This is a genomic window from Streptomyces sp. NPDC058289, from assembly GCF_042880975.1.
GTDB classification, from domain to species: domain Bacteria; phylum Actinomycetota; class Actinomycetes; order Streptomycetales; family Streptomycetaceae; genus Streptomyces; species Streptomyces stoeckheimensis.
The window spans coordinates 26,794-51,937 of the sequence record NZ_JBHVYI010000017.1 but is presented as its reverse complement, the minus strand read 5'-3'; the positions used below and the strand labels follow the sequence as shown (position 1 = coordinate 51,937).

Below are 25,144 nucleotides of genomic sequence, written 5' to 3'. Positions count from 1 at the left end.
CCGGTGCAGCCGGGGCGGCCGCTACGCGGTGTGGACCTCCAGGGCGGTGCGGACCGCCGATTCGAGGGCTCCCTCGATCCATGCGGGCTTGATGGACGTGTGGCAGCCCGCGAAGTGCAGGTTGCCCTCGGCCTTTCGGACGTGGGGGAAGAGCTCGGTGTGCTGGCCGGGCAGGAGGACCGAGGCCTCTCCGTAGGCGTACGGGTCGCGCATCCAGGACTGGGTGCGGCCGACTCCGGTGTAGAACACCTCGATGCGCTGTCCGAACACCTCTTGGACGCCGGCGAGGGCGCGCGGGTAGCGCTCCTCGTCGTCCAGGGAGTCCCACTTCAGGGCGTCGTCCGACCAGCTGTAGGAGGCGAGGACGACTCCGCCCGCGCTGCCTTCTACGGGGTAGGAGGGCTGGAACATGAAGCGGTTGGGGTTGTCGGTGGCCGAGCCGCCGCCGATGACGCCGGCCGCTTCGGGCTGGTCGCGGCTGACCACGCGGCTGGCGGCGTAGTGGGAGCGCTGGCTCGTGGAGATGTGGCCCTCGGGCACCGAGGAGTGGGCGCCCATCAGGGTTCCGTTCGCCGGTGTCTGACCGGTCTGGTACTTCCGGTACAGGCCGGGCTGCACGGCTTCGAGCTCGCGCTTCCAGTCGGCCTCGTCGAACTCCCACCAGCGGCGGCTGAATTCGAGCAGCACCTTGGTGGCGGCGTCGTAGTGCAGCTCGGTGACCGCCCGCCGCTTGCCGTAGGAGAGCGCGGGGGTGATGGGGATGTGGCGCAGCCCGGAGAAGGGGACCGTGATGATGGCGGTGTCCGCGGTGAAGGTCTCGCGGCGTACGGGGCTGCCGCCGCGGCCCTCGGAGACGGTCTCGACGGAGACCTTGCCCTCGCCATGGGTGATGCGGGTGGCGCGGCGGTCGAGCCGTACGAGGTCCTTGACGCGGGCGTACATGGCGTCGGCCAAGGTGGCGGTGCCGTCGGGCAGTTCGTAGAAGGCGGTGTCGGGGCTGATCAGCGACGCGCCGATGAAGCTGTGCACGAAGGCGAGGTGCAGGCGGGAGGTGAGGTTCTCGACGGTTCCGATCAGGTCGATGGTCCGTTCGTCGAGCTTGGCCTCCTCCGTCAGGAAGCGATACATCGACATGTGGCCGTAGCGCTGGATGACGCGGGCCCAGCCTTCGACGAGTTCCCTGTCCTTCTTGCCCTCGATCTCTTTGCGCACGGGGGCGAAGGCCTCGCGGACGATCTGCGAGGCGGGCACGGACTCGAAGGCCTGCGGCACTCCGAAGGAACGATTGAGCGCCTGCGGGGCGCGCGCGTAGTCGGCGCGGCGGACGCGGATGCCGTTGACGTAGATCCACGTCCGGTACGCGGGGCGGCCGGTCGCGTCCACGTCGACCAGGTGGAAGCGCCGGCGCTTGAGGCCGAGGCCGTCCATCAGGCCGGTGACCAGCGGGTGGCTGTCGGGGATGCGCATCGCGCCGGCCTCGGCGTACTGCTTCGGGTCGGCGAAGGGCTGGGCGGCCTTCTCGTGGCCGCCGGTGCGGAAGGTCTTGATCCGGCCGCCCACCCGGTTGCCGTTCGCCTCGATGACGGTGACCTGATGGCCGGCTTCGTGCAGGAGGTGTGCGGCGGTGAGGCCGGCCGGCCCGGCGCCGACGATCAGCACCTTCTTCCCGGGTCGGCGCGAGCGGGGCAGGCCGTTCTTCAGGAGGATGTCGGCGTAGCGCGGTACGAGCGGCTGGTCCTCCTCGTCCCGTACGAGGATGGCCCGCGCGATCGTCAGGCAGGTGCCCCAGTCGGCGACCGCGGCGCCGGGGACGGCCTGCGAGGTCTCGGCGGAGGTGACGGCGACCGTCAGCCCGCCGGCCGCGGCGACGGCGGCCGCGCCGGCGATGACGGTCCGGCGGGAGGGCCGGCGGGAGGGCGCCGGTGCGCCGTCGCCCGGGGTGCCGGACGGTTCGGGGGTTTCGGAGTGGGCATCGGGGTCCATGATCATGAACCAACCTTCGCCGTCCGCCCGGGCCCGATCTGCCAGATCGCGCCCGCGCGGGCAAGGACCACCCGGACGTGGGTCGCGCGTCGTCCCGTGCTGACGAACTGGGTTTCGTACGAGCACCCTTGAGGCCGTCCGGCGTGGTGGGCCGGGACGACGCCCGGCGCGAGGGCGCAGGAGCCGGTCCGGCCCGCACCGACACCGGGTGCTCGTCCGCGCCGATGCGGAGCAGCGCGGACTGCACGCGCTCGGGCCGCAGGCCACGGTGCGCGGCCGTGGGCCGGGTGCGTCGCCTTGACCGCCACGGAGGGGCCGAACGCGTAGAGGACGGCGAGCACCACGGCGAGGGCGATCACCCAGGGGGCGCGGGCTTCCTGGGTGTGCCGCTGGACGAACCTGAACATCGACGTGCCGACCAGCACGAAGAACGTGACGCGCATGACCAGCGCCAGCCTCCGGTCGCTTTGTCACCGAGTGGACCCATGCCGGGATAAAACGATCCGATGACCCGCGTATCACCCCTCCTGCCGTCCGGCTACAGGGGAGGCAGCAGTCCGAACTGGCCGAGCACCCCGGCGAGGTCCCAGTAGAGGGACTCCTGCCGGATCCGGCCGTCCTCGGAGAACCGGTAGACGGTCGACCCCGGCATGGAGAAGGACTTGCCCTTCGCGAGCGCGGCGAGCTGCGGGGGCAACCCGTCGAGGGCGCCCTCCAGGGTGCCGGACATGGTCCACTCGCAGGCTCCGGACCGGTCGTCCGCGAAGACGCTCCGGATCTCCATCCGGGTGTCCGGTATCGCGGCCACCCAGGAGTGCACGCCCGCCTCCAGTCCGGCGCGCCCGCGCCAGAAGGAGTCGAGGGGGACGTCCCAGGAGACGGCGTCGTCGGTGTAGCAGGCGAGCCAGCCGTCCGCGTCGGCCTCGGTGATCGCGGCCAGACAGGTGCGGACGAGTGCTTCGTTGCGGTGCATGGGTACTCCTGATTCGGTACGGGACGCCCCGTACGGAGCGTCAGGAGGGTGAGGGCGTCCGCAGGATGGACGAGAGGGTGCGGTCCAGGATGTCGGGGACGTCCTTGACCTTCAGGTGACGTGCGTCGGTCTCGGCGCCCGCCGCGTGCAGCAGGCTGTAGAAGGTGGTGACCAGCCAGGGGAGCGGAAGGTCGGTACGGAACACCCCCTCCGCCTGACCGCGGACCAGGACCCGTTCCACGCGCGCGAGGACCTTCTCGTGGTGCGCACGGCGGCGGGCCGGCGTGATGACCCCTTCGGAGGCGGCGAGCAGGAACGCGTGGCGCTCCAGGATCCGCCAGCCGGACCGGACGAGGCGGGAGAACGCCTCGTCCGCCGGGCCCTCGTCGAGCCCCTGGGCCCGGAGGGCGGCGTCCGCCAGTCCGACGGAGTGGTCCAGTACCGCGTCGACCAGGGCCTCGCGGGACGGGAAGTGCGCGTACAGCGTGACCCGGCTGACCCCGGCCGCACTGGCAACGGCGGTCAGGCTCACGTTGGGGTCCTGTCGGAAGCAGTCGATCGCGGCGGCCACGATGGCCGCGATGCTCCGCTCCGCATCCGCGCGGCGGCGGGGTTCCTCCCGGTCTGCTGCAGGGGTGCGGCGTGCTTTTTGAGACGGCGTGGACATGGGTGGGAGCGTATGTCACCTCCTTCGCGGCGCGCCAGGTCGCTTTCTCCCCCTGCGTACCGGGCCGGCGCGGTGGGCGGCCCGGCATGCAGGGAGCGTCCCGACGGGTCTCGGTCAGGCTCCGACGCGGCGGGGGGCCGGTGTCTGCGCGGGCGTCCGCCCGGGCTGCCGCTCGGCCTTCGCCGGGGCCCCGGTGTCGCCCGCCTTGCCCCGGGGGAACAGGAACAGGGCGACGGCGATGCCGGCGATGGCGACGCCCGCACCGGTGAACATCGCGGGCGCCATGCCCGAGACGTACGCGGACCGCGCCGCCTCGGCCAGAGCCTGCCCCGCCTGGGCCGGCAGCTGGCCGGCGACCGCGAAGGCGGCGCCCACGGAGTCGCCCGCGGCGTGCAGCGCGGATTCCGGCAGTCCGACGGCGGCCTGGCTGGCGGCCAGTTCGTCCCGGTAGGTCCCGGCGAGCAGGCTGCCGAGTACGGCGACCCCGAGCGCGGAACCCAGTTGCACGGCGGCGCTGTTGGTGGCGGAGCCGACGCCCAGGTCGTCCTCGGGCAGGGAGCCCACGATGGCGTCGCTGGTCGGGCCGATGATGAAGCCCGCGCCGAAGCCGAGGAAGAGCATGGCCGCCAGGGCCCGGCCGTAGCCGTCGCCGTCCCCGGTGGTGGCGAGGATCAGCAGGGAGACCGCCGCGAAGGCCAGGCCCGCGGCGGCCAGCCAGCGGGTGCCCACGTACTGGCCGAGGAACGAGGCGAGCGGGGCGGCGAGCAGGATGATCAGCGCGGTGGGTGCGATCCGCAGTCCGGTGGCCCCGGCGTCGTAGCCGAGTACGAACTGGAGGTACTGGACCAGCACGAACAGCGCTCCGAGCAGCGACAGCAGGCCCAGGAAGACCAGGATGTTGCCGATGGCCAGCCGCCGGTGGGCGAAGATCCCGAGCGGGAGCATGGGCTCCCGCGCGGTGCGCTCACGGACGATGAATCCGGCCAGCAGCAGCACGGCGACGGCGAAGCCCGCCAGCACCTTCGTGCTGGTCCAGCCCTCGGCCGGGCCCTCGATGATGGCCCAGAGCAGGGTGCCGACCCCGAGTACGGAGAGCAGCGCGCCCGGCAGGTCCAGGCTCCGGGCGACGGCGGCCCGCGAGTTCGGCACCATCTTGACGGCCGCGGCCAGCGCGATGACGCCGATGGGTACGTTGATCAGGAAGACCGAGCCCCACCAGAACTGTCCGAGCAGCCAGCCGCCGACCAGCGGGCCCATGGCCAGGCCCACGCCGATCATGGCGGACCAGAGCCCGATGGCCTTCATCCGCTCGACGGGGTCGGTGAAGACCGTGCCGATGATCGAGAGGGTCGCGGGCATGATCAGGGCCTCGCCGACCCCCATCACCCCGCGGGCGGTCATGAGCTGGGCCGTGCTGTCCGAGAAGGCGGCGACGGCGGAGGCGCCGGAGAAGAGGACCAGGCCCGACAGGAAGACGGGCTTGCGGCCGAAGCGGTCGGCGAGGCTGCCCGCGAAGAGCATCAGGCCGGCCGCCATCAGGCTGTAGATGTCCACCAGCCACTGCAGTTCGCTGGTGGACGCGCCGAGTTCGTCGACGAGCGTGGGCAGGGCGACGTTGAGCACGGTGACGTCGAGCCCCACGATCAGCAGGCTGAGGCACAGCACCGCCAGGATCGGCCAGCGCAGCGGATGGCCTGCCGCGCCGGGTGGGGCCGCGACGGGTGACGGGGACGGCACGGAAGGCACGGCGGAACTCCTTAAGTTGAACACTACCGTTCGGGTTCAGAGTAGCGCCGAGCCGGACTCATGTCGAACAACGTTGTAAAGTTTCACTGACGGGCGCGAGCCCCGCCGCCGGCCCCGCCGGCAGCCGCGGCCGCAGCCGCCTCGACCGCCTCGGCCGCCGGGACGAGGGTGCGCGAGACGCTGCGCAGCTTCTCGCAGGTCTCCTCGAACTCCCGCCCGGGTGTGGACTGTTCGACGATCCCCGCGCCCGCCCTCAGCCAGGTGCGGCCGCCCTGCCGGAAGACCGTGCGGAGCACGAGCGCGGCATCGAGGGACCCGTCGCTGCCCACGCTGAGCACGGCGCCGCTGTAGAGGCCGCGCGGGCCCGGCTCCAGCTGCCGGATGGTCCGGTACGCGGCCCGCTTGGGCACACCCGAGGCGGTGACCGCGGGGAACACGGCGGCCAGCGCGGGCCAGGGTCCGCGGTCCGCGGGGGCGAGCCGGCCGCTGACCCGGGAGGCGATGTGCTGGACGCTGCCGCGCTCCTTGACGGACATGAACTCCTCGGCCCGCACCGAGCCCGCGCGGCAGACCCCCAGCATCTCGTCCCAGGCCACCTGGACGGATATCGCGTGCTCGTAGATCTCCTTGGCGTCGGTGAGCAGGTCCGCGCGGCGGGCCGCGTCCTCGGCCCGGTCCCCGCTGAGCGCCCGGGTGCCCGCCAGCGGCTGGGTGGACACGTGGCCGTCGGCCGAGACCTCCACGACCGTCTCGGGGCTGAACCCCGCCGCCTCGATGCCGCCGAGGTCCAGGAGGAAGGAACGTGCGGGCGAGTTGACCGCGCGGCCCGTCAGGTAGGTGGCCGGCAGGTCCAGTTCGCCCTCCACCCGAACGGCGCGGGACAGGATCACCTTCTGCAGGTCGCCGGCCCGGATCGAGGCGACCGCGCTCGCGACGCCCTCGCGGTACGAGGCCTCGGCCGCGCCCCCCAGATCGACCGGGAGGGGGATGAACTCCCCCTGGAGCGGCTCGGGTCCGGCGTCTCCCAGCACGGCGTGCACGAGGACCTCTTCGGCCTCGTCGGAACATCGGACCTCGGCGCCGTCCGCCGACAGCCGGATCTCGGTCCGGGGGACGACCAGGTGCACCAGCGGCTCTTCGCCGAGCTCGGCGGCCTCTCCCGCGAGGGCGTACGACAGCTCGAAGGTGGCCCAGCCGTAGGCGCGCCACTGCGCGTACGGCAGCGAGGACAGCATGCGGTGCACGGTTTCGAGCGGATCGCCCTGCCAGGGGGTGCGGATCCGGGTGCCCTCGTGGTCGAGCGTCACGTGGCTCCGGTCGGCCACCAGCCGGGCCCGGACCCCGCCGGCGTACCACCAGGCGCCCTCCCGCTCGTACACCACGTACTCACCGCCCGCGCCGTGCAGGCCGGCGCGGGCCAGGCGCACCGCGGCCTGGGCCGGGGTGCCGGAGAAGGGGATGCGACCGGTCCGGGGCGACACGGTGGTGGTGGACATGCGTGGGGTCTCCTTCATGGAGTGCGGAGTTCGGTGGTGCGACGGGGGCGGGACGGGCCGCCGGGATGAGCGGGCGCCGGGCGGGAAGTCGGCTCCGGCGGGAGGGGGCTTCAGCAGAAGGCGGCTCCGGCGGGAGGTCAGCTCCGGCGGGAGGCGGCTTCGGCCGCGCGCCGGGTGAGCACGCGCTTGTCGAGCTTTCCGACGGCGGTGAGGGGCAGGGAGTCGACGACGTGGATCAGGTCGGGCTTCTTGTACGGGGCGAGCCCGCGCCCGTCGAGGAAGGCGTCGAGGCCTCCCGGGCCGAAGGCATCGGCAGCCGACGGGAGTTCGCCCGCACGGGAGGCGCCGGCAGCCGCGGCCGGTCCGCCCGGACCGGTGCTCCGCTCGCGCAACACGATCCAGGCGCAGGTGCGTTCGCCGAGGTAGTCGTCCGGAACGGGCACCACCGCGGCGTCGAGTACGGCGGGATGGGCGCGCAGGTGGCCTTCGAGCTCGTCCGAGGAGACCTTGTCGCCGCCCCGGTTGACGAGGTCCTTGCGCCGCCCCTCGACGACGACGTCCCCGCCGGGCAGCACGCGTACGAGGTCGCCGGTGCGGTAGAAGCCGTCCGCGGTGAAGGCGGTCCGGTTGTACTCCTCGGCCCGGTAGTAGCCGCGCAGGGTGTACGGGCCGCGGGTGAGGAGTTCGCCGATCTCGCCGGCCGGGGCGTCCCGGTCGTCGGCGTCGACCACGCGGATCTCGTCGTCCGGGCTCAGCGGCCGGCCCTGGGTGGTGGCGACGCGTTCCGCGTCGTCGCCGGGCCTGGTCATGCACAGCAGCCCCTCGGCCATGCCGAAGACCTGCTGGAGCTCGCACCCGAGGGTGGCCCGTACCCGCCGGGCCGTTTCCGGACCGAGCCGCGCACCACCCACCTGCAACAGGGCCAGGCTGCCGAGGTCCTCCGGGCTCCACTCGGCCGCCTGGGACCACAGGGCGGCGAGCGGGGGCACCACGGCGGTCACGGTGACCCGGTGCCGTTCGATCAGCGGGAAGACCGTCTCGGGGTCGGGTGACGCGCTGAGCACCACGGTCCCGCCGGCCAGCAGGGTGCCGAGCGCCCCCGGGCAGGCGAGGGCGAAGTTGTGGGCGACGGGCAGCGCCGCGAGGTAGACCGTACCGGGGCCCAGACCGCACAGTTCGGCGCTGGCGCGGACGTTGTAGGCGTAGTCCTCGTGGGTCCGCGGGATGAGCTTGGGCAGGCCCGTGGTGCCGCCGGACACCAGGAGCACCGCCGGGTCCAGCGGGTCGGGGACCGCGAAGGCGCCGGGCGGGAGCGGGCTGCGGCGGCCGGCCCCCTCGACGTCGGCGAGTGCGGTGTGCGGCCCCGGGTCGCCGCCCGCGACGAGGACGTGGCGCAGTCCGGGCACCTGCTCCCGGACCTCTTCGGCGAGGGCCGGGTAGTCGAAGTCCGAGGCGGGGTCGGGGTCGACGGCGGGGACCACGTAGGCGACGGCACCGCTGTGGTCGCAGAGGTGGACGGCCTCGCTGCGACGGTAGGCGGGCAGTCCGAGGACCGGGACCGCGCCGATCCGGAGCGCGGCGAAGAGCAGGACGAAGAACTCGGGCCCGTTGGGGAGTTGGACGACGATCCGGTCACCGGGGGCGATGCCCAGTGCGGCGAGCCCGGCGGCGAGATGGCCGGCACGGCGGTCCAGTTCGGCGTACGAAACCCGCTCGCCGTCCGCCACCAGGGCCGTGGCCGTCCCGATCGTCCGGGCGTGCCCGGCGAGGAAGTCGCCCAGCGTGCGGCCCTGCCAGTAACCGGCCTCCCGGTACCGCTCCGCCTCGGCATCGGGCCATCGAACCATGTCCACGAAGAATCCAGCTCCTCACGCCGGGTCGAATACCCGGAAGCATTGCAGGAATAATTCAAGCACTAACGCTGCCGTAAAGACTCCCCTGAAGTAAATCCAATGGGCAATCGCAGACGGATAACTTTTTGGCAAAATCAGGCGCGTTTTGACAACGCAACACACCCGCTATAGCTGGATATTCATGGATAGATCGGGCATACAAGGGGCGGGTATTACCCCTTCGGGTAGCTCCCTTTCGAACGGCTATTTCTTGACGTACCTTGACAGGGAAAACTGGGGACGATCGCGACGGAGCAATTCTCGAATGTTCCTCGATTCCCGCTCACGGCCCCTGCTCCTCGTTTCCTCCGAAAGGCCACCTCCCTTGCTCAGGTACGGGCCGACGCCACAGCCGCGCGGGACGGGCCGCGCCCCGTCCTGGCTGCGCACGCCGGCACCCCGGCAGCGCCCCGGACTGCGGCTGCTCTGCTTCCCCCACGAGGGCGGCTCGGCGGAGTTCTTCGACCCCTGGCTGGACCACCTGCCGGACACCGCCGAGCTGACCGCCGTCCAGTACCCGGGGCGCGGCGACCGCGCCCACGAGCCGGTGCCCGGCCAGGTCGACGACCTCGCACGGCCGGTGGCGGAGGCGCTGGCGGGGCGGGGAGGAGCCCGGCTGGTGCTCTTCGGGCACGGGATGGGTGCGGCGGTCGCCTTCGAGACCGCCCGGCTCCTGACGGAGCACCACGATCCGTGCCCCGAGGCGCTGTTCGTCTCCTCCCACCCCGCACCGACGGACATCCGGATCCACGAGGGCCACCACCACGACGACCCCGTCGCCCGCCTGCGCCACCTCACGAGCGAGGGGCCCGGGGCCGGCCCGAACCCCGGGCCGCCGCCGGTCCCGACCGCCACCGTGTACGCCGACCTGCGGACCGCCGCGCGCTACCGCTACCGGCCGGGCCCGCCGCTGGAGTGCCCCGTCACGGCGCTCGTGGGCATCCACGACACGGGGGTCACGGCCCGCCGGGCCGAGGGCTGGCGCTCCTGCACGACCGGCCGGTTCACCCTGCGCGCCATGCGGGGCGGCCCCTTCTACCTCGTGCGGCACCGGGCGGCCCTGGTGGCCTTCCTCCTCACCAGTTCCGGCGGCGGCCGGGCCCGGGCCTGAACGGGCCACGGCCCCCGCGCTCCCCGGCTCCATCCCCCGTCCCGCCCGGTCCCCGGCCCCGCACGCAGACCGTCCGACCCCCGCTAGGAGACAGACCCATGGCGGCTCCCGCCCCAGCCATCCGCCCCGACTTCCGGGTGCTCCAGGACACCCTCACCGAGGTGCTCACGCAGGTCCCGTACAACAGCGCCGCGCAGTACCACGTCCACTACGGGACCGGTTCCTCTCCCGAGCGCTTCGGCACCGCCTGCGCCTGGCAGACCTTCCGGGCCGGCGAGCGGATCGCCCTGCACACCGGCACCGAGGCCGAGTACCGCGTCGGCGGCCGGCACGTCTGCGCGCTCTACGACGACGGCGAGACCCTCACCGTCATCGACCCCTACCTGATGCACCGCACCCCGCTGCGGCTGGCGCGGGCCGACGCCGTCGACGGCGTCGTACGGGCCGAGGCGCAGGCCTACCCGCTGCGCCACCGCCCGGACGGCTCCACCGCCCCCTCGCTGCTGCGGGCGCTGTGGCAGCCGGCTGACGGGGTCCTGCGGCTGCAGTACCTGCGCTACAGCCCCCGGCTCGGCGACCGGGTCATGCACCGCGCCTACACGATGCGGCCCGGGGACACGGTCCGCGAACTTCCGGTGCCGGCCCCGCTGGTACGGGAACTCCTGCTGCACCCCGAACAGGACAACCTGTCCGTACGGGTCGTGCACCCCGGCGACGACGGCCTCGCCGAGGTCGTCCTGCCCTTCGCCGGCCGCCCGCGCGGGGCCCTCGCCGACGCGGCGGCGCTGATCGCACGCGACAACCAGGGCGCGGTCAGCCGTTGGGGCAGCGCCGCCTTCGGGCGCGAACTGGAGCGGGTGGCCGAGGCGTTGCGCTGCGACCCCGACGAGGTGGTGGACCACCTCCTCGGCGCCGCCGCGCTCTACGACGCGGCCGCCCCGGCCGGTCTCCTCGTCAACGACTACTCCCTGGAGGACGCGTGAGCACCCCGCACCCCCGTTCCTACTTCCTCGCCGGCGTCATGCAGGGCGCCCGCGGCGGCGCCGAACTGGCCGACCAGGGCTACCGCGAGCGGCTGCGCCGCAGCATCCTGGAGCACCGCCCCGATGCCGTGGTGCACGATCCCGACATCCTGATGCGGGAGTGGATCGGCGCCCAGGAGCAGCCGATCAGGGCCGGCCACGCCGCGCTCGCGGACACTCCCGAGGTGTACCGGGCCACCCTCGACCCGGCCGTCCAGCTGCTCACCTCGACCTTCCACCGGCTGACCGAGCTGGCCGCCGAGAGCGACGTGTGCGTGGCCTGGCTGCCCGGCCACGAGCCCAGCATGGGCACCGCGGCGGAGATGCTCAGCGCCCACCGGGGCGGCGCCACGGTCGTGGCCGTGACGCGGATGCGCCAGAACCTCGCGGTGCTGTCCTGCTCCGACGTGATCGTCCCCGACCTCGCCTCCTTCGAGCGCTGGCTGGCGGCGCAGGCATGAGCGACGCCGGCGGCGATCCGTCCGGGAAGCCGCGCGAGGCCTGCGGAGTCGCCGGTGTATGGGGCGCGGCAGGGGACGCCGCACCCCTGGTCCGCACCATGCTGACGGCCCTGCAGCACCGCGGCCGGCAGAGCGCGGGGATCGTCGCCTGCCGCGACGGCGTACTGACCCGCCGGGCGGGCGCGGGCCGGGTCACCGAGGTGTTCCCCGGTCCGGACGGCCTGCCCGCCGGGCCGGGCGCGATCGGCCACGTCCGCTACGGAACCTCGGGCGGCGCCGGCCTCGGCTCCGACGCCGCACTCGCCCAGCCCGCCGTCGCCGGCCCTGCGGGCCGCCCCGCCCTCGCCGTCGCGCACAACGGCACCCTCATCGGCGCCGAGACCGCAGCCGCCGCCCACGGGGTGCCCGTACGCCCGGGCGAGGCGGACACCGCCCTGCTCACCCGAGTGCTGCACGAGGTGAGGGCCCGGCGCGGGCTGACGCTCGCGGCGGCCCTGCACGAGGTGCTGCCCTCGGTCGACGGCGCGTACGCCCTCGTCCTCACCGACGGGCTGCGCCTCTACGGGGTGCGCGACCCGCACGCCTTCCGGCCGCTGTGCCTCGGGCGGCTGGGCGACGCCTGGCTGCTCGCCTCGGAGTCTGCGGCCCTCACCGCCGTCGGCGCCGAACTCGTACGGGACCTCGAGCCCGGCGAGGTCCTGGAGGCGGGCCCCGACGGCATCCGCACCGGCAGGCTCCCGGCCCCCGGGGCCCGGCGCGCCTCCTGCGTGTTCGAGTACGTGTACTTCGCGCGGGCCGATTCCGTCGTGGACGCGCAGAGCGTCCACCGCACCCGGTACGCGGCCGGCCTCGCCCTCGCCGAGCACGCCCCGCCGCCGCCCGGAGCCGTGGACCCGGTGGTGGTGGCGGTGCCCGAGACCGCACGCGTCGCCGCGGACGCGTACGCGTGGCGCTCCGGACTGCCCACCGTTCAGGGCCTGTTGCGGAACGAGGGGGTCGGCCGGTCCTTCATCGGCGGCACCGCCGCCGACCGCGAGGCCGCCGTGCGCGCCAAGCTGTCGGCCGTACCCGCCGCGGTGTCCGGCCGGTCCGTGGTCCTGGTGGACGACTCGCTGGTGCGCGGCACCACGATGGCGACGGTCACCGCGCTGCTGCGGGCCGCGGGCGCCCGCGACATCCACCTGCGGGTCGCCTCCCCGCCTCACCGCCTGCCCTGCTTCTACGGCATCGACACCGCCCGCGGTGACGCGCTGCTCGCGACCGGGCTGCCCGACTCCGCCCTCGCGGACCGGCTGGGCTGCGAGAGCGCGGAGTTCCTCCCGCTCGACCTGCTCGTCCGGGCCGTCGGCAAGGACCCCGCAGACCTCTGCACCGCCTGCCTCGACGGCCGGTACCCCACCGCCGTGCCCGCATCCGCAGGCCGAACCGCCGTACCCACCCACAGGAGAGCCCTCGCATGACGAGCAGCACGAGCACCACGGACAGCACGCACAGCACACACAGCGCGTCCACCGCCGACACGAACCCCCGGCTGGAGAGCCGCAGCGGCAAGTTCTTCGCCCGCTACTACGACGCCATGACCGCGCGCGCCGAGGAGAAGTGGGGCCGCCCGCTGCGCACCCTCATGTTCGGCGAGCTGACGGGCGCCGTCCTCGAGGTGGGCGCCGGCTCCGGGGCCAACGTGCCCTACTTCGCCAAGGCCGACTCGCTGGTCGCCGTAGAACCGGCCAGCGAGATGCTGCGGCAGCTCCGGGTGCGGGCCGCCGAGGCGCCCATCGAGGTGGAGGTCGTGGACGCCTGGGCCGAGAGCCTGCCGCTGCCCGACGACACCTTCGACACCGTCGTGTGCACCCTCGTCCTCTGCACGGTCGTCGACCTGCCCGCCGCGCTCTCGGAGATCCGGCGCGTGCTCAAGCCCGGCGGACAGCTCGTCTTCTTCGAGCACGTCCGGTCCCCCGGAGCGGTGGGCCTGCTCCAGGACGTCCTGGCCCCGCTGTGGCGCCGCGCGGCCGGCGGCTGCAACGCCAACCGGCGCCTCCTGAGCGCGCTGCACGAGGCCGGGTACCAGGTGCGCGTCCACGAGATCGTCCGCCCGTGGCCCCGCTACCCCACCAACACGCCCTACCTGCGCGGCACCGCCGTGCCGTCGGCCCAGCCGGCCGACCGCGACTGATCGGAAGAATCGTGCTGTCTGTGAACACCCCGTCCGAGCCGCGCGGCCTGGCCTCGGCCGTCCACGAAGCCGCCCGGCGCCGCCCGGACGCCACGGCGCTCACCTTCGTCGACTACTCCGCCGACCGGGCCGGCGTCGTCCGCGAGCTGACCTACGGCATGCTCGAAGCGCGGGCGCGCTCCGTGGCGGGCGCCCTGAGCCGCATCGCCGTGCCGGGCGACCGGGCCGCCATCCTCTGCCCGCACACGGCGGACTACGTCGCCGCCCTGCTCGGCTGCCTCTACAGCGGGGTGATCGCCGTACCCCTGTACGCCCCCGAGGCGTTCCGTACGGACGAGCGGCTGCACCTCGCCATGGCCGACTGCACGGCGGGCGTGGTCCTGACCACCAGCGCGCACGAACAGCCCGTACGCGAGCTGCTGGCCGACGCACCGGGCCTCGGGCAGCCTTCCGTGCTGTACGTGGACACCCTGGATCCGGCGCTGGGCCGGGACCTGGTCCTGCCCGAGACGCAGCACCCGAACGGCGTCGCGTACCTCCAGTACACCTCGGGGTCGACCCGGCAGCCGACCGGTGTCGAGGTCACGCACCGCAATCTGGCCGTCGGGGCCGAGCAGTTGCGCGCGGGGCTCGCGATCGGCGACGACGCGCGCATCGCCGGCTGGCTGCCGTTCTTCCACGACATGGGCCTCCTGCTGATGCTCGCCGTGCCGCTGATCAACGGCACGCCCGCCGTGCTGATGTCGCCGTTCTCCTTCATCCAGCGGCCCGTCCGCTGGCTGCGCGCGATCAGCGACCACCGGGTCACGCACACGGTGTCCCCGAACTTCGGCCTCGACCTGTGCGTCGACCGGGTACCGGCGAACGCCCGGACGGGCCTCGACCTCTCGTCGCTCCGCACCCTCGTCAACGGCTCCGAGCCGGTGCGGGCCTCGACCCTGGACCGGTTCACCGCGGAGTTCGGGCCCCACGGGTTCCGTCCGCAGGCCCACTGCCCCAGCTACGGCCTGGCGGAGGCCACCCTCGCCGTCACCCTCGGCGGTCCCGGAGCACCCCGCGTGCTGCGGCTGGACCGTGCCGAGCTGGCGGCGGACCGGGTACGCGTCCTGCCGGATGCCGAAGAGGACGGATACCGCGTGGTGTCCTGCGGCACGCCCGCCGGCCAGGAGGTGCGCATCGTCGACCCCCGGACCGGGGAGGCCGTGTCCGGGGACTCCGCGGGCGAGGTGTGGGTGCGCGGGGCCAACGTGTGCGCCGGGTACTGGGGGCGGCCGGAGCGTTCCGCCGAAGTCTTCCGCGCGGTGACCCCGTCGGCTCCGGACGGAGCCTGGCTGCGCACCGGCGACCTGGGCTTCCTCCGGGACGGCGAACTGTTCCTGACGGGCCGCATCAAGGACCTGATCGTCGCGGGCGGGCGCAACCACCACCCCGCCGACGTCGAACTGACCGTCCAGGAGGCGCAGACGGCGATCCGGCGCGGTCATGTCGCCGCGTTCTCCGCCGGGTTGTTCGACGAGACCGGGGAACGGGCCGTGATCGTCGCCGAGCTCGACCGCGGCCGCGACCCGGGGGAACTGGAGGCGATCCGCGCGGCGGTCCGCGCCTCCGTGGTGGCCCGGCACGCCCTGGACGTGCACGAGGTCGTGCTGATCCGGCGCGGGGCGCTGCCCAAGACCACGAGCGGGAAGGTCCGCCGTGCCGCGTGCCGCGACCTGTACCTGGCGGGGGACCTCGCCGTCGCCACGGGAACGGGCGCCGCGGTACGGGACGGGGCGCCGGCCCTGTGAGCGAGGAACTGTACCGACTGCTCGTCGCGCGCGTGGCCCGGCGCAGCGGTCTGCCCGAGCACCGCATCGACCCCGATCTGCCGTTCGACACGTACGGGTTCGCCTCCATCGACGCGGTGGCGCTCTCGGGCGAGCTGGAGGAGCTGCTCGACCGGGACCTGCCGCCGACCGTGCTGTGGCAGCACCCCACCATCCACCGGCTGACCGCCTTCCTGACCGGCGGCCCCGAGCAGCGGGAGCGGCCCGAGCAGCCGGATGCCGGGCCCGCCGCGGAAGCGGGCGATGAGGGCTCCCCGTACGGCGACACGGACCTCGCGGTGGTCGGCCTCGGCTGCCGGCTCCCCGGGGGCATCGCCTCCGCGGCCGGGTTCTGGGAGCTGCTGAGCCGCGGCGGCGACGCCGTCACCACCGTCCCGGAGGGCCGCTGGGAGCCGTACCGCCAGGTGTCGCCCGCGCACGCGGCCGCCGTCGACCGGGCCGTGCCGCACGGCTCCTTCCTCGACGACGTGGACGGCTTCGACGCGGAGTTCTTCGGCATCGCGCCGGCCGAGGCCGCCGAGATGGATCCGCAGCAGCGGATCCTGCTGGAGGTCGCGTGGGAGGCCCTGGAGCACGCGGGGCTGCCGGCCGACGGGCTGGCGGGCTCCCGTACCGGCGTGTACGTGGGTGCGTGCAGCGACGATCACGGGCGGACTGCCCTGGAGGACCTGCCGTCGATCACCGCACGCACCGGCACCGGGTCCGCCATGAGCATCATCGCCAACCGGCTCTCGTACGCGCTGGACCTGCGGGGCCCCAGCATGACGGTCGACACCGCCTGTTCCTCCTCGCTCGTGGCCCTGCACCTGGCCCGGCGCGGGCTGCTCGCGGGCGAGTGCGACACCGCCCTGGTCGGCGGCGTGAACCTGCTGCTCTCCCCCGGCGTGACGCTCAACTTCGGGGCGGGGGGCGTCCTTTCGCCGGGCGGGCGCTGTCGCCCGTTCTCCGCCGCGGCGGACGGCTACGTGCGCGGCGAGGGCTGCCTGGTCGTCGTGGTGCGCAGGCTCGCCGACGCCCTGCGCGACGGCGACCGGGTGCTCGCCGTGGTCCGCGCCACCGGCACCAACCAGGACGGCCGCTCGAACGGGCTGATGGCACCCAACCCGGCAGCCCAGGAGGCCCTGATCCGCGAGGTCTGGGCCGGCTCCGGACTCGATCCCGCCGAAGCCGGGTACGTGGAGGCCCACGGCACCGGAACCCCGCTGGGCGATCCGATCGAGGCGGCCGCGCTCGGCGCCGCGCTCGGCGGCACCAGGACCGCGGGCTCCGCGTTGCGGATCGGCTCGGTCAAGTCCAACCTCGGCCACCTCGAGGGCGCGGCCGGACTCGCCGGACTGGCCAAGTGCGTACTGGCCCTGCACCACGGAGTGATCCCGGCAACCCTGCACCACGACGCCCCCAACCCCCGGATCCCGCTGGACGAGTGGGGCCTGTCCGTCGTGGACCGGCCGACCCCGTGGGCGCGCGGCGAGCGGCCGCGCACCGCCGGAGTCAGCTCCTTCGGGTTCGGCGGCACCAACGCCCACGCGGTGCTCCTCGAAGCCCCGGTTCCCCAGACGGTGTCGATCACCGAGTGAGAGTGAACTCCCCCATGGAAAAGACCGAGATGCTCTTCGCGCTCTCCGCCCGCTCGCCCGGGGCCCTGCGCGAGAACGCCGGCCGGCTGGCCCGCTGGCTGACCGCCGACGGCGCCCGCGTCCCCCTCGCCGACGTGGCCCACACCCTCGCGGTACGCCGCGCCCACCTCGCCGAACGCCTCGTGGTCCGGACCACCGACCGCGCGGCGCTCGCCGGGCTGCTGGAGACCGTCGCCGACGGCGGGGAGCCCGGGCCCCTCGCCGTGCGCGGCAGCCTGTCGGACACCCGGCCCGCCTCTCCGGTGTTCGTCTTCTCGGGCCACGGTTCGCAGTGGGACGGCATGGGCGCCGAACTCCTGTCCCGGGAATCCTCGTTCACCGCCGTCATCGACGCCCTCGAAGGGGTCGTGCGGGAGGAGAGCGGCCACGACCTGCGCACGCTGATCACGCGGGACGGCCTGGCGGGGTCCGGGATGGACCAGGTGCAGCCCGCCGTGTACGCCCTCCAGGTGGGCCTCGCGGCGGTGTTCCGCGAACGGGGCATCCTGCCCGCCGCCGTGATCGGCCACTCGATGGGCGAGATCGCCGCCGCCGTGGTCTCCGGCGCCCTCACCCCCGAGGACGGGGCGCGGATCGTGTGCCGCCGGTCCCTGCTGATGGAGCGGCGGCTGGCCGGCACCGGAGCCACGGCCCTGGTGGAGCTGGACGCCGCCGAGGCGCGGCGCCGGCTCACCGGCCGGCCGGGCGTGTCCGTCGCCGTGCACTCCTCGCCGCGCGCCTGTGTGGTGGCGGGGCTTCCGGACGCCGTCGAGGCCTTCGTGGCCGAATGCCGCGCGGAGGGGCTGCTGGCCCGCCTGGTGCCGGGCGTGCGGATCGGCGCGCACAGCCCGCTCGTCGACCCCCTGCTCGGCGAACTCACCGCCGCACTGGGCGACATCGAGCCGGCCACGCCCCGGCTCGCCCACTACAGCTGCACCTCGGAGGACCCGAGGGAGCGGCCCGCCCTCGACGCCGGGTACTGGGCGGCGAACCTGCGCAGGCCCGTGCGGCTGACCGAGGCCGTACGGGCCGCCGCCGAGGACGGGTTGCGCGTCTTCATGGAGGTGTCGCCGCACCCCGTGGTCGCCCAGTCGGTCCTGGAGACCGTACTGAAGACCGACGGCGCGCACCGCGGCCGGAGCACGGTGTTGGGCACCCTCGGCCGCGGCGCCCCGGCCGGTGCCTCGCTCGCGGGCGCCCTCGCGACCCTGCACTGCGCGGGGGTGACGCTTCCCCGGCAGGCCGTCCCGGCGGGTCGGCCGGCCGAACTTCCCGCCTACGCCTGGCAGCACCGGGCCTTCCCGCGGCCCCGCCGCGCCCCCGTGGAATCCCCGGCGCATCCGCTGCTCGGCCACCGGATCACCCTGCCGGGCACGCCCGTCCGCCATGTGTGGCAGAGCCGGGTCGGCACCGATCGGCTGCCGTGGCTCGACGACCACCGGGTCCAGGGCACGCCGGTGCTGCCGGGCACCGCGTACGCGGAGCTCGCCCTGGCCTGCGCCTGCGAGGCGTTCGGTGCCGGGCCGGACCGGGTGGAGGTCACCGGGCTCGACCTGGCCCGGGTCCTGCCCCTGGACCGGCCCGCGACCCTCACCACCACCTTGGAGGAAGACCCCGAAGGCCACGGCGGCACCGTCTCCGTGGTCGCCGGGACCGGCGCCGGGAGCACCGGGGCGGTGCTGGCCAGTGCGCGGGTGGCCCTCGTGGCCGCCCGCGCGCCCGGCCTCGTACGGGAGGACCGGGAGCTCTGGGCCGACGCGGAGGACCGGGAGGACCGGGACCACCACCGGGACCACCACCGGGAGGACGGCGGGGACGGCGGGGACGGCGCACCGCACGACCCGCAGGCGCTCTACGCGGCCCTGCGCGCGCTGGGCCAGGAGCACGGGCCCGCCTTCGCCGGGGTCACCGGGGTACGGGTGGGCGGGGGCTTCGCCGTGAGCCGGGTGGCCCGGCCGGCCGTGCTGGCCGCGGACGGCCGGTGGCGCTTCCACCCGGCGCTCCTCGACGCCTGCCTGCACGGGCTGGGTTCGCTGATGCCGGAGGGCACGCAGGGCACGTACCTGCCGACGGGAGTGGAGCGGCTCCGGGTCACCGGGACCCCGGGGGACGAGCTCGTCTGCCGGGCCCGGCTGCGTCCCGGCGCCGCGGGCACCCTGTCCGCCGACGTGGAGATCACGGACCCCGGGGGTGCGCCGGTCGCCCGGCTGACAGGCGTCCGGCTCAGCCCGGTCGGCGAGGACGCGCTGCCCGTCGACGTGGCGCCCCTGCTGCGCCACGTGCGCTGGGAGACCGTGGCCGCGCCGGGCTCCACACCGGGCTCCGGGCCGGGCGACGAGCCGCGACGGCTGCTCGTGAGCGGCGACCCGGACGGCACGGTGACCGCCGCCCTGTCGGCCGCCGGAGTCGCCAGCGCACGCGTCGGCCCGGACGGGCCCTGGGCTGCCGCCGGGGACGCCGCCGGCCGGGTGGACGGCGTGGTGTTGACCGCCTGGGCCGGACCGGACGCGTCCCCGGACGTGCCCGGCTCCGCCGAGGAGCGGGTGGACTCGGCGCTCAGGCTCGTCTCGGGACTGCTGCGCCGGTACGAGGACACCGGCACGCCGCCGCCCCCGCTGACCGTGCTGACCGTACGCGCCCAGCCGGTGCGGGAGGGCGAGGAGCCCGATCCGGGCCAGGCGGCGCTGCGCGCGGTCGTCCGTACGCTGCGCCAGGAGCGGCCCGAACTACGGGCGCGCATCGTCGACCTGGACCGGACGGGGGCCCTGCCCGTGGCCGAGATCCTCGACCGGGACGGCCCGGACGAGGTCGCCTGGCGGGGCGGGCAGCGCCATGTGGCGCGCCTGGTCGCCGGACCGCCGCCGGCCGGGCGGGCGGAGCAAGCCGGGCAGGCCGCCGACGGCGGCGGCCGGGGCCGTGTCGTCGTGCGGCCGGGGGGCGGCTACCTCGTCACCGGCGGCACGCGCGGCCTGGGCCTCGCCACCGCCCGCTGGCTCGCCGAAGGCGGCGCGGGGACCGTGGTCCTGGGCGGCCGCGGCGTGTTCGGACCGGAAGCCGCCCTCGAACTGGAGCGGATCCGGGCCCTGGGCACCCGCGTCGAGCTGGTCACGGGGGACGTGGCCGCCCCGGGGACCGCCGAACGCATGGCGGACGTACTGGCGGCGGCGGGCGTACGGCTGCGCGGGGTGGTGCACACCGCGGCCGTACTGGAGGACGCGCTGGTCACCGAGCCCGACGGAGGCCGGCTGCACCGGGTGTGGTCGCCGAAGGCCACCGGTGCCTGGCGCCTGCACGAGGCCACCGCGCGGGCCGGGCTCGACTGGTGGATCGGCTTCTCCTCACTGGCCTCCCTGGTCGGCTCGGCCGGCCAGGCCGAATACGCGGCGGCCAACGCCTTCCTCGACTCCGTGGTGGCGCTCCGGCGGGCCCGGGGCATGACCGCCCTCGCGGTCAACTGGGGCCCGTGGGAGGGAATCGGCGCCGTGCGCGACCGCACCGTCCCCGGGCTGGGCAAGCTGACCCCGCGCGAGGGCTTCGCAGCGCTGGAGGCCCTGCTGGCCGGTGACGCGGCCCACGCCGGGGTGGCCCGGCTGACCGGCTCCGCCTTCGTCGAGGCCTATCCGCAGACGCGTACCTCCTCCTTCCTCTCCGCCCTGGCGGGGGCGGACGGTCCGGGGTCCGCCACGCAGTCCGGTGTCGACCGGGCGGCCCTGGCCGCGCTGCCGGACGGGGCGCGGCGGGTGGCCGTACGGGCCCGGACGCTCCTGAGCGTCGGACGGGTGCTCGGCTTCGCGGACCCCGGCCGGATCGCGGACCGTCCGCTGGTGCACCTGGGGCTGGACTCGCTGGCCGCCGTACGGATCAAGAACGCGCTGTTCGAGGACTTCGCGGTGGACGTGCCGGTGGCGCGGCTGCTCCAGGGGGCCAGCGCCGCAGATCTGGCGGCGCTGGTGACGGACGCCCTCGCCGGGGGCTCCGAAGGGGCCGACGACGCCGAGGGCACCGCCGGCGGCAGCGTCGGCGAGGCCGGTGGCGCACGCCCGGCGGCGGCGCCCGGCGCCGTGCGCGACGCCACGCGCCGGGCGGCCGCCCGGACCGCCCTGGCCGGAGCCGGCCGGGCGAGACGGCGCGACGCACGGGACGTGCGCGAGGTACGGGACATACGGGATGCACGGAGGAGCGGTTCATGAGCGACGCACGGCCGGATGCCGGCGGGGCACAGACCGGTACGGGTACCGGTACTGGTACCGATGACGAGACCGGGGTCGGGTCCGGGATCGAGGCCGGGCCCGAGGCCGTGGCGGTCGTGGGGATCGCGGGCCGGTTCCCCGGGGCCCGCACCACGGAGGAGTTCTGGGACCACCTGGTCGCCGGGCGGGACTGCCTGGAGGAACTCGACGACGCGGAGCTGCTGGCCGCCGGGGTGCCCGACTCGGCGCTTGCCGGGCCCGGCTACGTCCGGCGGGCGGCGACCCTCGAGGGGTTCGCGGAATTCGACGCGGAGTTCTTCGGGCTGCCGCCCGCCGTGGCCGCCGCCATGGACCCCCAGCAGCGGCTGTTCCTGGAATCCTGCTGGCACGCCCTGGAGGACGCGGGGCACGACCCGGCCGCGCGGGACGACGCGGTCGGGGTGTTCGCGGCCCCTTCCTTCAGCGGCTACTTCGGCTACAACCTGCTCTCGCACCACGATCCCCGGGTCCTGCTCGGCTCCGGCACCTCCCCCGCCCTGATCCACGCCCTGACCCTGACCGACCCGAACTTCTTCGCCACCCGGGTCGCGCACGCACTGGACCTGAGGGGCCCCGCCCTCACCGTGCAGACCGCCTGCTCCAGCTCGTTGGTGGCGGTGCACCTGGCCTGCCAGAGCCTGCTGTCCGGGGAGACGGACCTCGCCCTCGCGGGCGGGATGACCGTGAAGGTCCCGCACCGCGCGGGCTATCTGCACGAGCCCGGTTCGATGATGTCCGCGGACGGCTTCTGCCGGCCCTTCGACGCGGCCGCGAACGGCACCGTCTTCGGCAGCGGCGGCGGGGTGGTCGCCCTCAAGCGGCTCTCCGACGCGCTCGCCGACGGGGACCGGATCCGCGCGGTCGTGCGCGGAACCGCCGTCAACAACGACGGTTCCCTCAAGATGGGCTTCACCGCGCCCAGCGTCGAAATGCAGGCCGCGGTGATCGCCGAGGCGCTGGCGGTGGCCGGGCTGGAACCGCACCAGGTCGGCTACGTCGAGGCGCACGGCACCGGCACCGTCCTGGGGGACCCGGTCGAGACGGCTGCGCTGCGCCAGGCCCTCGACCCGGTGGGTGACCGTACGGCGCCTTGCCTGATCGGGTCGGCCAAGGGCAACATCGGCCACCTGGAGGCCGCCTCCGGTGTCGTCGGACTGATCAAGACGGTCCTGGCGCTGGAGCACCGGACCCTCCCGGCGACCGCACACTTCACCGCACCCAATCCGGAACTCGGCCTGGGGGACGGCCCGTTCCAGGTGGTGGCCGACACCCGGCAGTGGACCGCACCGGGGCCACTGGTGGCCGGGGTCAGCTCCCTGGGCGTCGGCGGCACCAACGCCCACGTGGTGCTGACCGAGGCCCCGCCCGTCCCGCCCCGCCGGACCCCGACCCCGGCCCCGGCCGCCGCTCCGGTGCTGCTCGTCAGCGCCCGTACGCCCGAGGCGCTGCGGGACGCGGGACGGGAGCTGGCCGGGGCCATCGGCCCGGACACCGACCTCATGGACGTGGCCCACACCCTGGCCGGGCGCCGGGCCTTCGGTTTCCGGGCCGCGGTCGCCGCCCGGTCTCCCGAGCGGGCCGCCGCACTGCTGCGCGCCGACCGCCCCGCGGCCCGGGTGGCCGCCGCCCCGCCCGCGCCGGTGCTGCTGCTGCCCGGGCAGGGGTCTCCGTACCCGCGCATGGGCGAGGGGCTGTACCGGGCCGGCGGGGTCTTCCGCCTCGAACTGGACCGTTGCGCGGAGCTGTTCGCCGCCGAGACCGGCCGGGACCCGCGGGACGCGGTGTTCCGCGGCGACGCGGCGGACCTGCTGCGCACCGACGTGGCCCAGCCCGCACTGTTCGCCGTCGAGTACGCACTGGCGCGGACCCTGGAGAGCCACGGGGTCCGCCCGGCGGCCCTCGCCGGGCACAGCGTGGGCGAGTTCGCCGCGGCCTGTCTCGCCGGGGTAATGGAACTCCCCGACGCGGTACGGCTGGTGGCGGCCCGGGGCCGGCTCATGCACGCGGCCCCCGCGGGCACGATGCTCTCGGTGCGCGCGGCCCGAGAGCTGCTGCTCGCGCGGCTCGACGGGAGCGGACTGGAGCTGGCCGCGGTGAACGAGCCCGGAGCCTGCGTGGTCGCCGGGCCGCCCGCGCAGGCCGCCGCGTTCTCGGCACTGATGACCGCGGAGGGCGTCACGGTCACGGCGCTGCGCACCCCGCACGCGTTCCACACGGCGGCCATGGACGAGGCGGCGGAGCGCTTCGCCGAACTGGTCGGCCGGGTCCCGCTGTCCGCCCCCGCCGTTCCGCTGCTGTCGAACGTGACCGGCGGCTGGATGACGGACGCCGAGGCCACCGACCCGGTGCGGTGGGCCCGCCAGATGCGCTCCACGGTGCGCTGGTCGGACTGCGTACGAACCCTGCTGGCCGGGACCGGCCCGGACGGTCCCGGCCGGGCGCTGGTCGAGACGGGCCCCGGGCGGGCGCTCGCCTCGGCCGCCCGGCGGGTCCCGGGCTGGTCGGACGCACACCTGGCGGTGAGTGCCATGCGCCACCCCGAGGAGCGGATCGACGACGGCGAGGCGCTCTCGCGGGCGCTGGGGGCCCTCTGGGAGACCGGGGTGGAGGTGGACTGGTCCGGGACCCGGCACGGGCGGGAACGCCGGGTGCCGCTGCCGGGCTACCCCTTCCGGCGGGTGCGGCACTGGACCGACCCGGCGGACCCCGCACGGCCGGCCGCGGCCGAGGTGCGGGAGCGGGAGCGGCCGCGGACGGCGGAGCGGGCCGAAGCGACCGCCGGTCGGGCGGGCCGCGGCGCCGCCGAGGTGCTGGCCGGGATCTGGGCGGAGGTACTGGGCGTGGCGTCGGTCAAGCCGGACGAGGACTTCTTCGACCTGGGGGGTGATTCGGTGCTGGCCGCGCGGGTCTGCGGGCGGGCGCAGGCCTTCGGCCTGGACTTCACACCCAAGGACGTCTTCGAGCATCCCACCGTGTCGCGGCTTGCGGTCAAGGTCTCCTGACCGGCTCTCAACTTGAACAGCACTGTACAAAATACGGGCGAGGTGCTCTACAGTAACTCTGACAGTGCTGTTCAAGTTAAGGAGTATGCGGTGAACCTGGAGAGTCATACCCACGCCGATCCGGCCGGGGCAGGGCATCCCCACCACGCCGCGACCGCGCACCACGGGCACGCGGAGGCCGGAGCACCGCCGGACCCGCGCCGGTGGCTGATCCTCGCGCTGCTGTGCACGGCACAGTTCATGCTCATCGTCGACGTCACCGTGGTGAACGTCGCACTGCCCACCATCGGCGGTGAACTGGGGCTGAACGCTGGTTCGTTGACCTGGGTCGTCACCGCGTACACGCTGTTCTTCGGCAGCCTGCTGCTGCTCGGCGGCCGACTCGGCGACCTGCTCGGCCGGCGCCGGATGTTCCTGGTGGGCCTCGCGCTCTTCACCGCGGCCTCATTGGCCTCCGGACTGGCCGAGAGCGGCGGCGTGCTGATCACCGCGAGGGCCGTGCAGGGCATCGGCGCGGCCGTGATGTCGCCCGCGGCCATGGCGCTGATCATGACGGTGTTCGAAGGGCCCGAACGCAACCGGGCGCTCGGGGTCTGGGCCGCGATCGGCGCCACCGGCGCCGCCTTCGGCGTCCTGCTGGGCGGGGTGCTGGTGTCCGGACCGGGCTGGGAGTCGATCTTCTTCGTCAACGTGCCGATCGGCCTCGCCGTCCTGGTGGCGGTTCCCGCCCTCGTCAAGGAGGCGACGACCGCCGGGCACGGAACCGGCCACGCGGCGGCCCACGGACCCGAGCACGGCGCCGGACACGGAACCGGACACGGCCACCACGCCCCGGCGCACGAGGCTGCGACTCACGGCCACCACGCCCCGGCGCACGAGGCTGCGACTCACGGCCACCACGCCCCGGCGCACGAGGCTGCGACTCACGGCCACCACGCCCCGGCGCA

The 25,144-nt window shown here is 74.7% G+C and carries 17 protein-coding genes; 10 read left to right on the top strand and 7 right to left on the bottom strand.

Going from position 1 to position 25,144, the window contains the following annotated elements; translation table 11 throughout:
* Nucleotides 1-21: 21 nt before the first annotated feature.
* The 7 genes from ACFVX6_RS11540 to ACFVX6_RS11510 all read right to left on the bottom strand — a co-directional run bounded on the left by ACFVX6_RS11540 (nt 22) and on the right by ACFVX6_RS11510 (nt 8,712).
* On the bottom strand, nt 22-1,983 hold the full coding sequence (locus ACFVX6_RS11540; protein ID WP_389690276.1) for an FAD-dependent oxidoreductase: 1,962 nt from the start codon (nt 1,981-1,983) through the stop codon (nt 22-24).
* A 2-nt stretch (nt 1,984-1,985) separates the two neighbouring features.
* Nucleotides 1,986-2,426: a hypothetical protein gene (locus ACFVX6_RS11535; protein ID WP_389690199.1), complete on the bottom strand. Its 441-nt coding sequence runs from the start codon at nt 2,424-2,426 to the stop codon at nt 1,986-1,988.
* Nucleotides 2,427-2,521: 95 nt separating this feature from the next.
* Nucleotides 2,522-2,956, bottom strand: a complete 435-nt coding sequence (locus tag ACFVX6_RS11530; protein WP_389690197.1) for an ester cyclase — start codon at nt 2,954-2,956, stop codon at nt 2,522-2,524.
* A 40-nt stretch (nt 2,957-2,996) separates the two neighbouring features.
* The gene (locus ACFVX6_RS11525; RefSeq protein ID WP_389690195.1) at nt 2,997-3,623 is read right to left on the bottom strand and encodes a TetR/AcrR family transcriptional regulator; all 627 of its coding nucleotides are present in this window, start codon (nt 3,621-3,623) and stop codon (nt 2,997-2,999) included.
* A gap of 114 nt (nt 3,624-3,737) precedes the next feature.
* The gene (locus ACFVX6_RS11520; protein WP_389690193.1) at nt 3,738-5,369 is read right to left on the bottom strand and encodes a DHA2 family efflux MFS transporter permease subunit; all 1,632 of its coding nucleotides are present in this window, start codon (nt 5,367-5,369) and stop codon (nt 3,738-3,740) included.
* 83 nt (nt 5,370-5,452) lie between these two features.
* On the bottom strand, nt 5,453-6,865 hold the full coding sequence (locus tag ACFVX6_RS11515) for a salicylate synthase (protein WP_389690191.1): 1,413 nt from the start codon (nt 6,863-6,865) through the stop codon (nt 5,453-5,455).
* Between the two features lie 137 nt (nt 6,866-7,002).
* Nucleotides 7,003-8,712, bottom strand: coding sequence for a (2,3-dihydroxybenzoyl)adenylate synthase (locus ACFVX6_RS11510; RefSeq protein ID WP_389690274.1), 1,710 nt, complete (start codon nt 8,710-8,712; stop codon nt 7,003-7,005).
* A gap of 370 nt (nt 8,713-9,082) precedes the next feature.
* Here ACFVX6_RS11510 and ACFVX6_RS11505 point away from each other — a divergent pair, with 370 nt between their 5' ends.
* The 10 genes from ACFVX6_RS11505 to ACFVX6_RS11460 form a co-directional block, all read left to right on the top strand.
* The gene (locus ACFVX6_RS11505; protein ID WP_389690189.1) at nt 9,083-9,868 is read left to right on the top strand and encodes a thioesterase II family protein; all 786 of its coding nucleotides are present in this window, start codon (nt 9,083-9,085) and stop codon (nt 9,866-9,868) included.
* A 98-nt stretch (nt 9,869-9,966) separates the two neighbouring features.
* Nucleotides 9,967-10,851, top strand: a complete 885-nt coding sequence (locus ACFVX6_RS11500) for a hypothetical protein (RefSeq protein WP_389690187.1) — start codon at nt 9,967-9,969, stop codon at nt 10,849-10,851.
* Complete coding sequence (locus ACFVX6_RS11495) at nt 10,848-11,351, top strand: hypothetical protein (RefSeq protein ID WP_389690185.1); 504 nt, start codon at nt 10,848-10,850, stop codon at nt 11,349-11,351. The genes ACFVX6_RS11500 and ACFVX6_RS11495 overlap by 4 nt, the downstream gene beginning before the upstream one ends.
* Nucleotides 11,348-12,811, top strand: coding sequence for an amidophosphoribosyltransferase (gene purF / locus ACFVX6_RS11490; RefSeq protein WP_389690183.1), 1,464 nt, complete (start codon nt 11,348-11,350; stop codon nt 12,809-12,811). The genes ACFVX6_RS11495 and purF overlap by 4 nt, the downstream gene beginning before the upstream one ends.
* The gene (locus ACFVX6_RS11485; protein WP_389690181.1) at nt 12,808-13,524 is read left to right on the top strand and encodes a methyltransferase domain-containing protein; all 717 of its coding nucleotides are present in this window, start codon (nt 12,808-12,810) and stop codon (nt 13,522-13,524) included. The genes purF and ACFVX6_RS11485 overlap by 4 nt, the downstream gene beginning before the upstream one ends.
* Before the next feature lie 11 nt (nt 13,525-13,535).
* Nucleotides 13,536-15,311, top strand: coding sequence for a fatty acyl-AMP ligase (locus ACFVX6_RS11480; protein WP_389690179.1), 1,776 nt, complete (start codon nt 13,536-13,538; stop codon nt 15,309-15,311).
* Nucleotides 15,308-16,927: a beta-ketoacyl synthase N-terminal-like domain-containing protein gene (locus tag ACFVX6_RS11475; protein ID WP_389690177.1), complete on the top strand. Its 1,620-nt coding sequence runs from the start codon at nt 15,308-15,310 to the stop codon at nt 16,925-16,927. The genes ACFVX6_RS11480 and ACFVX6_RS11475 overlap by 4 nt, the downstream gene beginning before the upstream one ends.
* Before the next feature lie 14 nt (nt 16,928-16,941).
* Nucleotides 16,942-21,156: an SDR family NAD(P)-dependent oxidoreductase gene (locus ACFVX6_RS11470; protein WP_389690175.1), complete on the top strand. Its 4,215-nt coding sequence runs from the start codon at nt 16,942-16,944 to the stop codon at nt 21,154-21,156.
* Nucleotides 21,153-24,197 (top strand): type I polyketide synthase, encoded by a 3,045-nt coding sequence (locus ACFVX6_RS11465; RefSeq protein ID WP_389690173.1) that lies wholly within the window; start codon nt 21,153-21,155, stop codon nt 24,195-24,197. Before ACFVX6_RS11470 ends, ACFVX6_RS11465 begins: the two co-directional genes overlap by 4 nt.
* A 90-nt stretch (nt 24,198-24,287) precedes the next feature.
* Nucleotides 24,288-25,144 (top strand): MFS transporter (locus tag ACFVX6_RS11460; RefSeq protein WP_389690171.1); only part of this gene is annotated, 857 nt, incomplete at its 3' end.

Coding starts and splice junctions, on each gene's coding strand:
- ACFVX6_RS11530 (WP_389690197.1), bottom strand. CDS start 2,956: ATGCACCGCAACGAAGCACTCGTCCGCACCTGTCTGGCCGCGATCACC.
- purF (WP_389690183.1), top strand. CDS start 11,348: ATGAGCGACGCCGGCGGCGATCCGTCCGGGAAGCCGCGCGAGGCCTGC.
- ACFVX6_RS11515 (WP_389690191.1), bottom strand. CDS start 6,865: ATGTCCACCACCACCGTGTCGCCCCGGACCGGTCGCATCCCCTTCTCC.
- ACFVX6_RS11540 (WP_389690276.1), bottom strand. CDS start 1,983: ATGGACCCCGATGCCCACTCCGAAACCCCCGAACCGTCCGGCACCCCG.
- ACFVX6_RS11465 (WP_389690173.1), top strand. CDS start 21,153: ATGAGCGACGCACGGCCGGATGCCGGCGGGGCACAGACCGGTACGGGT.
- ACFVX6_RS11485 (WP_389690181.1), top strand. CDS start 12,808: ATGACGAGCAGCACGAGCACCACGGACAGCACGCACAGCACACACAGC.
- ACFVX6_RS11510 (WP_389690274.1), bottom strand. CDS start 8,712: ATGGTTCGATGGCCCGATGCCGAGGCGGAGCGGTACCGGGAGGCCGGT.
- ACFVX6_RS11525 (WP_389690195.1), bottom strand. CDS start 3,623: ATGTCCACGCCGTCTCAAAAAGCACGCCGCACCCCTGCAGCAGACCGG.
- ACFVX6_RS11470 (WP_389690175.1), top strand. CDS start 16,942: ATGGAAAAGACCGAGATGCTCTTCGCGCTCTCCGCCCGCTCGCCCGGG.
- ACFVX6_RS11500 (WP_389690187.1), top strand. CDS start 9,967: ATGGCGGCTCCCGCCCCAGCCATCCGCCCCGACTTCCGGGTGCTCCAG.
- ACFVX6_RS11535 (WP_389690199.1), bottom strand. CDS start 2,426: ATGCGCGTCACGTTCTTCGTGCTGGTCGGCACGTCGATGTTCAGGTTC.